The organism is Microcystis sp., assembly GCF_048564745.1.
GTDB classification, from domain to species: Bacteria; Cyanobacteriota; Cyanobacteriia; order Cyanobacteriales; family Microcystaceae; genus Microcystis; species Microcystis ichthyoblabe_A.
Window position 1 is genome coordinate 38,988 of record NZ_JBLZRT010000037.1, and the last position, 7,954, is coordinate 46,941.

General features: G+C 47.4%; 4 protein-coding genes and 1 pseudogene. 4 read left to right on the plus strand and 1 reads right to left on the minus strand.

Annotated features, from left to right (window positions below):
* Positions 1-64 precede the first annotated feature (64 nt).
* The 3 genes and pseudogenes from dnaK to ACOCD9_RS06595 all read left to right on the plus strand — a co-directional run bounded on the left by dnaK (position 65) and on the right by ACOCD9_RS06595 (position 3,863).
* Positions 65-1,969, plus strand: a complete 1,905-nt coding sequence (dnaK, locus tag ACOCD9_RS06585; RefSeq protein ID WP_104396035.1) for a molecular chaperone DnaK — start codon at positions 65-67, stop codon at positions 1,967-1,969.
* A gap of 323 nt (positions 1,970-2,292) precedes the next feature.
* Positions 2,293-2,508 (plus strand): annotated as a pseudogene (locus ACOCD9_RS06590) (ISKra4 family transposase); the annotation flags it as partial.
* Between the two features lie 299 nt (positions 2,509-2,807).
* The gene (locus tag ACOCD9_RS06595; RefSeq protein ID WP_287700078.1) at positions 2,808-3,863 is read left to right on the plus strand and encodes a Fe(3+) ABC transporter substrate-binding protein; all 1,056 of its coding nucleotides are present in this window, start codon (positions 2,808-2,810) and stop codon (positions 3,861-3,863) included.
* Positions 3,864-4,011: 148 nt separating this feature from the next.
* Here the strand turns inward: ACOCD9_RS06595 and ACOCD9_RS06600 are convergent, their stop codons facing one another.
* Positions 4,012-4,626 (minus strand): DUF938 domain-containing protein, encoded by a 615-nt coding sequence (locus ACOCD9_RS06600; RefSeq protein ID WP_419546823.1) that lies wholly within the window; start codon positions 4,624-4,626, stop codon positions 4,012-4,014.
* 334 nt (positions 4,627-4,960) lie between these two features.
* Here ACOCD9_RS06600 and topA point away from each other — a divergent pair, with 334 nt between their 5' ends.
* Entirely contained in the window at positions 4,961-7,597 is a 2,637-nt protein-coding gene (gene topA, locus ACOCD9_RS06605; protein WP_419546824.1) for a type I DNA topoisomerase, read from the plus strand.
* Positions 7,598-7,954: the final 357 nt, after the last annotated feature.

Below are 7,954 nucleotides of genomic sequence, written 5' to 3' on the forward strand. Positions count from 1 at the left end.
AAAAACCGAGTACAGTTCCGATTCTAGAAGTCACTATAATTTGTATCGGAGCAGCACAAAGATTATGGGAAAAGTAGTTGGAATTGACTTAGGGACGACTAACTCCTGCGTCGCGGTTATGGAAGGGGGTAAACCCACCGTTATCGCCAACGCCGAAGGATTTAGAACCACGCCCTCAGTCGTCGCCTACGCCAAAAGTGGCGATCGCCTAGTAGGACAAATCGCCAAACGTCAAGCGGTAATGAACCCGCAAAATACTTTTTATTCCGTCAAACGCTTCATCGGCAGGAAATTCAACGAAGTTACCAACGAAGCCACAGAAGTATCCTACAAAACTCTCCAGGACGGCAACGGCAACGTTAAATTAGACTGTCCCGCCCAGGGCAAACAATTCGCCCCCGAAGAAATTTCCGCCCAGGTACTGCGGAAACTGGTGGAAGATGCCAGTAAATACCTCGGCGAAACCGTTACCCAAGCAGTCATCACCGTACCCGCTTATTTTAATGACTCCCAACGTCAAGCCACCAAAGATGCTGGGAGAATTGCTGGGGTTGAAGTTCTCCGCATTATCAACGAACCCACCGCCGCCTCTCTTGCCTACGGATTAGACAAAAAAGCTAACGAAACCATTCTCGTTTTTGACTTGGGTGGGGGAACCTTTGACGTATCGGTTCTAGAAGTGGGTGATGGTGTCTTTGAAGTTCTCGCTACCTCTGGAGATACTCATCTCGGTGGTGATGACTTCGATAAAAAAATCGTTGATTATCTAGCCGGAGAATTCAAAAAAGTTGAAGGAATAGATCTCCGTCAAGATAAACAGGCCCTGCAACGTCTCACAGAAGCGGCAGAAAAAGCCAAAATTGAGCTTTCTAGCGTTACCCAAGCGGAAATTAACCTGCCCTTCATCACCGCTACCGCCGAAGGACCAAAACACCTAGATACCACGTTAACCAGAGCTAAATTTGAGGAAATTTGCGCCGATTTAATCGATCGCTGTCGCATTCCCGTCGAAAACGCCATCCGTGATGCCAAAATCGATAAATCTGCCCTCGATGAAGTGGTTCTCGTCGGTGGTTCAACCCGGATTCCCGCCGTCCAGGAATTAGTTAAAAAAGTTCTGGGCAAGGATCCCAACCAAAGCGTTAACCCCGATGAAGTGGTAGCCGTCGGTGCTGCCATTCAAGGTGGTGTTCTCGCCGGTGAAGTCAAAGATATTCTTCTGCTTGATGTTTCGCCCCTGTCTTTGGGTGTGGAAACCCTCGGCGGTGTGATGACGCGGATTATTACCCGCAACACCACTATTCCCACCAAAAAATCGGAAGTTTTCTCCACAGCAGTGGATGGACAAACTAACGTGGAAATCCACGTCCTGCAAGGGGAACGGGAAATGGCCAAAGATAACAAGAGTTTGGGAACTTTCCGACTCGATGGCATCCCTCCCGCTCCTCGTGGTGTGCCTCAAATCGAAGTGGTTTTCGACATCGATGCTAACGGTATTCTCAATGTCACCGCTAAGGATAAAGGTACAGGAAAAGAACAATCGATCAGCATCACTGGCGCTTCTACCTTGCCCCAAAATGAAGTGGAACGCATGGTAAATGAGGCAGAATCGAACGCCTCGGTCGATAAGGAACGTCGCGAACGCATTGAACGCAAAAATCAAGCTGATTCCCTGGTTTATCAAGCTGAGAAGCAGTTGGAAGAGTTAGGCGATAAGGTTCCTCCATCTGAGAAAAATAAAGCCCAAGGGTTGATTAAAGACCTGGAAGAAGCGATCGCTCAAGACGATGATGGTAAGATCAAAACCATCCTACCGGAATTACAACAAGCCCTCTACGCGATCGGTAGCAGTATGTATCAGCAAGGAGCCCCTAGCAATCCCACCGGTGGCAATGATGATAATGGCCCCTCTGGTGGTGCTGGTGGTGGCGATGATGTCATCGACGCGGAATTCTCCGACGCTAAATAAAAATTAAGTTCTTAGCTTCGGGAAGGACACAAGTTAACTTGTGTCCTTTTTTTGTTGCAGCTTTCTTAAAGATAAGGCTATCACCGAAAATGGCTCTTCTGAGTTTGGTATGCTTCTCGGCGGTTTATCAGGAGCTTAAGGGCTTGAAACACCTTTCTAATACCAATTCTCCAAAGTCTGACTACAGAAGTTTAATCCCCCTAAATCGCCCTTAAAAAGGGGGACTTAAATTCGATGTGTAGTTTTCATTTAGAGAAATGGTATTAGATGTTTATTAAATTGGCATTTTGCTAGTTGATTTTACATGGTAAGTTCGGAAGAACCAGAATTTCATCGTTTATTTAAACAAGCATAAACATCGAATTGTCAATTATGATTATTTGCAGGCAGAGGGCATTTCCATTGGCTCTGGCGACCTTGAATCAAAAATTAAACAAATTGCTCATCGTCTTAAAATTACTGGTGCAAGTTGGGAATCTGGTAATGTACCGCAAGTCCTTCGTCATCGCTGTGCTTATCTAAATGGTTGCCTTTTTTAACTTTCTTATTGATCTCATTAAGCATTTATACTTATTGCAAAGGTGAGATGCTCCCTTTGACTCTCGCTGCTCTCATTCCACAATACCCTCGATCGAGCTTAGGGTAACATTTTGGGCTTATTGAACTTAACTAGCGATAGATTCGAGGGTTTATTAGCCTCATTAAAACAAAAAACCCTTATTTTACCAGTATTTTCCCCCATCTACCGCCCTAGCCCGACAAATAATTTTTCGCACAGATAAGAATTATTCTCAATAGCTGTACAATAGGAAAAGACAACTTTACCAAGAATCGAGCAATGAACGATAAAATAACTCGGAGAGTCTTTCTAGGCGCAGGAACAGCCACCTTAGCCCTAACGGTGGGGCAATTAGGGAAAATAAACGAGGTTTCCGCCCAAACTAAACAATTAAACCTCTATTCCTCCCGTCACTACAACACCGACCGACGATTGTATGACAACTTCACCCGACAAACGGGAATAAAAATTAACCTTGTCGAAGGGGAAGCAGACCCATTAATCGAACGGATCAAAAGCGAAGGCCGCAATAGTCCTGCTGATATACTCCTGACGGTAGATGCCGGGAGATTATGGCGGGCCGACCAACAGGGAATTTTTGCCCCCGTCAATTCCCGCATTCTCACCCAAAGAATTCCCGCTAATTTGCGTCACCCCAAAGGTCACTGGTTTGGGTTTAGTAAACGCTTGCGGGTAATCATGTATAACAAAGACAGAGTTAACCCCAGAGAAATCGATTCCTATGGGGATTTAACCAATCCGAAATGGAAAGGAAAAGTCGTCACTCGGTCGTCTAGTAACATCTATAGTCAATCTTTTACCGCTTGGTTAATCGACATCCAAGGAGAAGCAGCCGCAGAAAAATGGTGTCGAGGATTAGTGGCTAATTTTGCCCGTTCACCCCAGGGCAATGATAAGGCACAAATCGAAGCTGTCGCCGCAGGAATTGCCGATTTAGCTCTAGCTAACACCTATTACTTAGCTGGGTATGCCGAAGAAAAAGACCCCGCTAAACGGGCAATTTATGACCAAGTAGGCGTAATTTTCCCCGACCAAACAGGGCGCGGCGCTCACGTTAATATTAGCGGTGGTGGTTTAATTAAAACCGCCCCCAATCGAGAATCGGCCATTAAATTTTTAGAGTATCTTTCTAGCAATGAAGCACAGAACTTTTTTGCTAAGGGTAATCAAGAATATCCCGTCGTTCGAGGCGTTGCTTTAGACCCTGTTCTGGCAAAACTCGGACGCGGGAAGGAAGATACAGTTAGTGTGGCTAATTATGGTCCTAATTTAGCCAAAGCAGTACAGGTAATGAATCGCGCTGGTTGGAAATAAGTTATCAGTTATCAGTTATCAGTTATCAGTGAAAATTATGAATTATGAATTATGAAGTTAGGAAAATTGAAGATATATTTTGGTTTCGATCCCCCCTTAATCCCCCCTTAATAAGGGGGGCATCTGACAGTTTTTAACACCTAACCACTTATGTTAAGGCAAATAAAACCGAGAGATTATTAGCGGGCATAGGAATTACTTCTAACAATTGTAAACCTCGATCGCTCGCTGCTTGCACCACATCTTCTAAATTCCTAACTCCCCAAGCAGAATTTTGAGAACGGAGAGAAAAATCAAAGCTTTCATTACTAGGAGAAGTATGTTTTCCCTGTCGTTTATAGGGACCATAAAGATAGAGAATTTCCCCCGAACTGAGAATGCGACTCGCTCCTGCCATTAAAGCTAAACAAGCGGACCAGGGGGCGATATGAATCATATTAATATTAACAATGGCATTAATAACGATATTTTCCTTCTCTACCGCCCAAACTGACTGATGAACATCGATAAATAGGGGGCGATCGAGATTAGAACTAGGATAATAATCACACCAACTGCGAATACTATCTAGAGCCAGAGGGTTACAATCCGAGGGAATCCAACGACGAGGAGCAAGACGAGGGGCAAAAAAAACAGCGTGTTCACCCGTGCCGCTAGATATTTCTAAGATATTGCCAGTCTTCGGTAAAAATTGGCGGAGAACTTCCAAAATCGGCTGACGATTGCGTTCCGTTGCCGGGGCGTATTGACGTAAATCAGACATAACTGCAGCGTTTCTTATAAAGATGAAGCGTAACCTAATTTAGTATCGAGGACCATCTCCCTTCTCCTCAATTCATAATTCATAATTACCAATCCTCAAACAGATTATATTACCCTTGGCAGTGCCTTGAGTCCGATCGCCGCTCCAGAAAAATATTAAGTTTTATTAAGAAGTTAGTGACAAAAGACCAGCTTTAATCTCTATTATCGTAGTAAGTGGCTTTTGACCCGAATCAAGCCGGTCAAGATAAATAGTAACTTTTGCCCATCATCAAACAACGATTGTCAGTCTAACTAAAACAGTCGCTGTGGCGATGCCCTCATGATCAATTCCTATGTCAACCCTGGTTATTGTCGAATCCCCCACCAAAGCTCGGACGATCAGTAATTATCTGCCTAGCGGCTATCGAGTCCAAGCCTCCATGGGCCACATCCGCGATCTGCCCGCCTCTGCCGAAGAAATTCCCCCCGCCCACAAAGACAAATCCTGGGCCAATTTAGGCGTAGATGTGGAGAACGATTTCGACCCCCTCTACGTCGTCCCCAAAAGCAAAAGTAAAGTCGTCAAAGAATTAAAAGAAGCCCTCAAAGGCGCGAGCGAACTGATCCTCGCCACCGACGAAGATCGGGAAGGAGAAAGCATCAGTTGGCATCTCTTACAGGTACTCAACCCGAAAATACCCACCAAAAGGATGGTATTTCACGAAATCACCAAAGAAGCGATCCAAACCGCCCTGAAAAATTGTCGCTCCATCGACGAAAATTTAGTTCACGCCCAAGAAACCCGCCGCATACTCGATCGCCTCTACGGTTATACCCTCTCCCCCCTACTCTGGAAAAAAATCTCCAAAGGTTTATCCGCCGGCCGGGTGCAATCCGTCGCCGTGCGTCTGCTCGTACAACGGGAACGGGAACGACGGGCTTTTAAAACCGCCAATTATTGGGATCTGAAGGCGACTTTAGAAAAGGACAAAAATCAATTCGACTCGAAATTAGTCACCTTAAACGGTCAAAAAGTGGCAAATGGGAGCGATTTCGATGCCGACACCGGCAGACTGCTCCCCGGTCGCCAGGTGACACTCTTAGATCAAGCCACCGCCACCGCCTTAAAAGAACAGATCCAAGACAAAATCTGGCGCGTTAGCCACACCGAAGAAAAACCCACCACTCGCAAACCATCCCCCCCCTTCACCACCTCCACCCTACAGCAAGAAGCTAACCGGAAACTGGGCATATCCGCCAGGGACACCATGCGAATCGCCCAAAATCTCTACGAACAGGGCTACATCACCTATATGCGGACCGATTCCGTCCATCTTTCCGATCAGGCCATTACCGCCGCCCGTCATTGTGTAGAACAAATGTACGGAAAAAACTATCTCAGTCCCCAACCCCGGCAATACACCACCAAAAGCAAAGGCGCACAGGAGGCCCACGAAGCCATCCGACCCGCCGGCAGTAGCTTTCGCCTGCCCCGGGAAACCGGCCTGAGCGGACTAGAATTCGCCCTCTACGACCTAATCTGGAAACGCACCGTCGCCTCACAGATGGCCGATGCCCGTATTACCCAGATCGCCGTTAATATTCAGGTGGAAAATGCCGGATTTCGCTCCTCCGGCAAAAGAATCGACTTCCCCGGCTTTTTCCGCGCCTATGTGGAAGGTTCCGACGATCCCGAAGCCGCCATCGACGACCAAGAAATAATCTTACCCGCCCTCAGCGTCGGTGATACCCCCAATTGTCGCCAACTAGAAGCCATTAGCCACGATACCCAACCCCCCGCCCGTTATAGCGAAGCCTCTCTCGTAAAAACCCTCGAAAGTGAAGGAATCGGGCGACCCAGCACCTACGCCACCATTCTCGGCACCATTATCGATCGCGGTTATGCCCAAATGCGGAATAAAACCCTCATTCCCACCTTCACCGCCTTCGCCGTCGTCGGTCTATTAGAAAATCATTTCCCCGACCTCGTAGATCCCAAATTCACCTCGAAAATGGAGGAAACCCTCGACGATATCGCCACCGGTTCCGCTCAGTGGTTGCCCTATCTCGATCGCTTCTATCGCGGCGAAAAGGGGCTAGAAAGCCAAGTCAAAGAGCGCGAGAGTCAAATTAACTCTAGCACCGCTAAATCGGTGATTTTAGAGGATTTACAGGCAACCATCAAGATCGGCAAATACGGTCCCTATCTAGAAGTCTCCCGGGGGGATGAAATCCTCACCGCTTCCATCCCCGCCGATTTAACCCCGGCGGATCTGAACCCCGAACAGGTAGAAACCCTGCTGCGACAAAAAACCGAAGGTCCGGACAAAATCGGTCTTCATCCCGACACCGGAGAGCCGATTTATCTGCTCGTGGGTAGTTACGGTCCCTACGTCCAGTTAGGAGATATCAGCGATGACAACCCCAAACCGAAACGCGCCTCCCTACCCAAAGGAGTCAAACCAGAGGATGTCACCCTCGAACAAGCAGTGGGTTTATTGGCACTGCCACGACTACTGGGAACCCATCCCCTCACCGGAGGCAAAATTAAAGCCAGTTTAGGGCGTTTTGGTCCCTATGTAGTTCAGGAAGAGGGTAAGGAAAAAGAATATCGTTCCCTGAAAGCCGGCGATGATGTCTTAACCATAACCCTCGATCGAGCTTTGGCTTTATTAGCCGAACCCAAAAAAACTCGCGGCACTCGCGGTTCCACCAAACCACCCCTAAAAGAATTGGGTAAACATCCCGACGACGGGGAATTGGTGGGATTGTACGAGGGTCCCTACGGAGTTTATATCAAACACGGCAAAACTAACGCCAAGATTCCTGAAGGAGAAACCGCCGAAACCCTGACTCTAGAACAAGCTTTAGTCGCCCTAGCAGCCAAGACAACCACTGCCAAGAAAACCACCACCAAGAAAACTACTTCTAGCACCACCAAAAAAACTACTTCCCCAGGTAGTAAAACCGGCAAAAGTAAGACGGTTTAGCGGTTAGTGGTGAGGCAATTTTCTACCCGGTCAATTCCTCACCCTGATGCGAGGACAAATCTGGCTGGCTTTTTTGTCCTTGGCACCACTTTGACTAGGCTGATCCTAAGTAGGTAGGCGTTAAAAATTATCAGACACCCCCCTTATCAAGGAGGGCAGGGGGCATCAAACCCCCCTTATCAAGGGGGGCAGGGGGCATCAAACCCCCCTTATCAAGGGGGGCAGGGGGGATCAACCCCCCCTTATCAAGGGGGGCAGGGGGGATCAAACCTAAAATCCATTTTTAATTTAATTACAACCAGCTACTTATACCCCAAATTCCCCTACTGTAAAGCAATCGCCATCGCTTCTTGGGGA

Excerpts from the sequence above, each read along its gene's own strand:
- dnaK (WP_104396035.1), top strand. The coding sequence starts at position 65 with ATGGGAAAAGTAGTTGGAATTGACTTAGGGACGACTAACTCCTGCGTC.
- ACOCD9_RS06595 (WP_287700078.1), top strand. The coding sequence starts at position 2,808 with ATGAACGATAAAATAACTCGGAGAGTCTTTCTAGGCGCAGGAACAGCC.
- ACOCD9_RS06600 (WP_419546823.1), bottom strand. The coding sequence starts at position 4,626 with ATGTCTGATTTACGTCAATACGCCCCGGCAACGGAACGCAATCGTCAG.
- topA (WP_419546824.1), top strand. The coding sequence starts at position 4,961 with ATGTCAACCCTGGTTATTGTCGAATCCCCCACCAAAGCTCGGACGATC.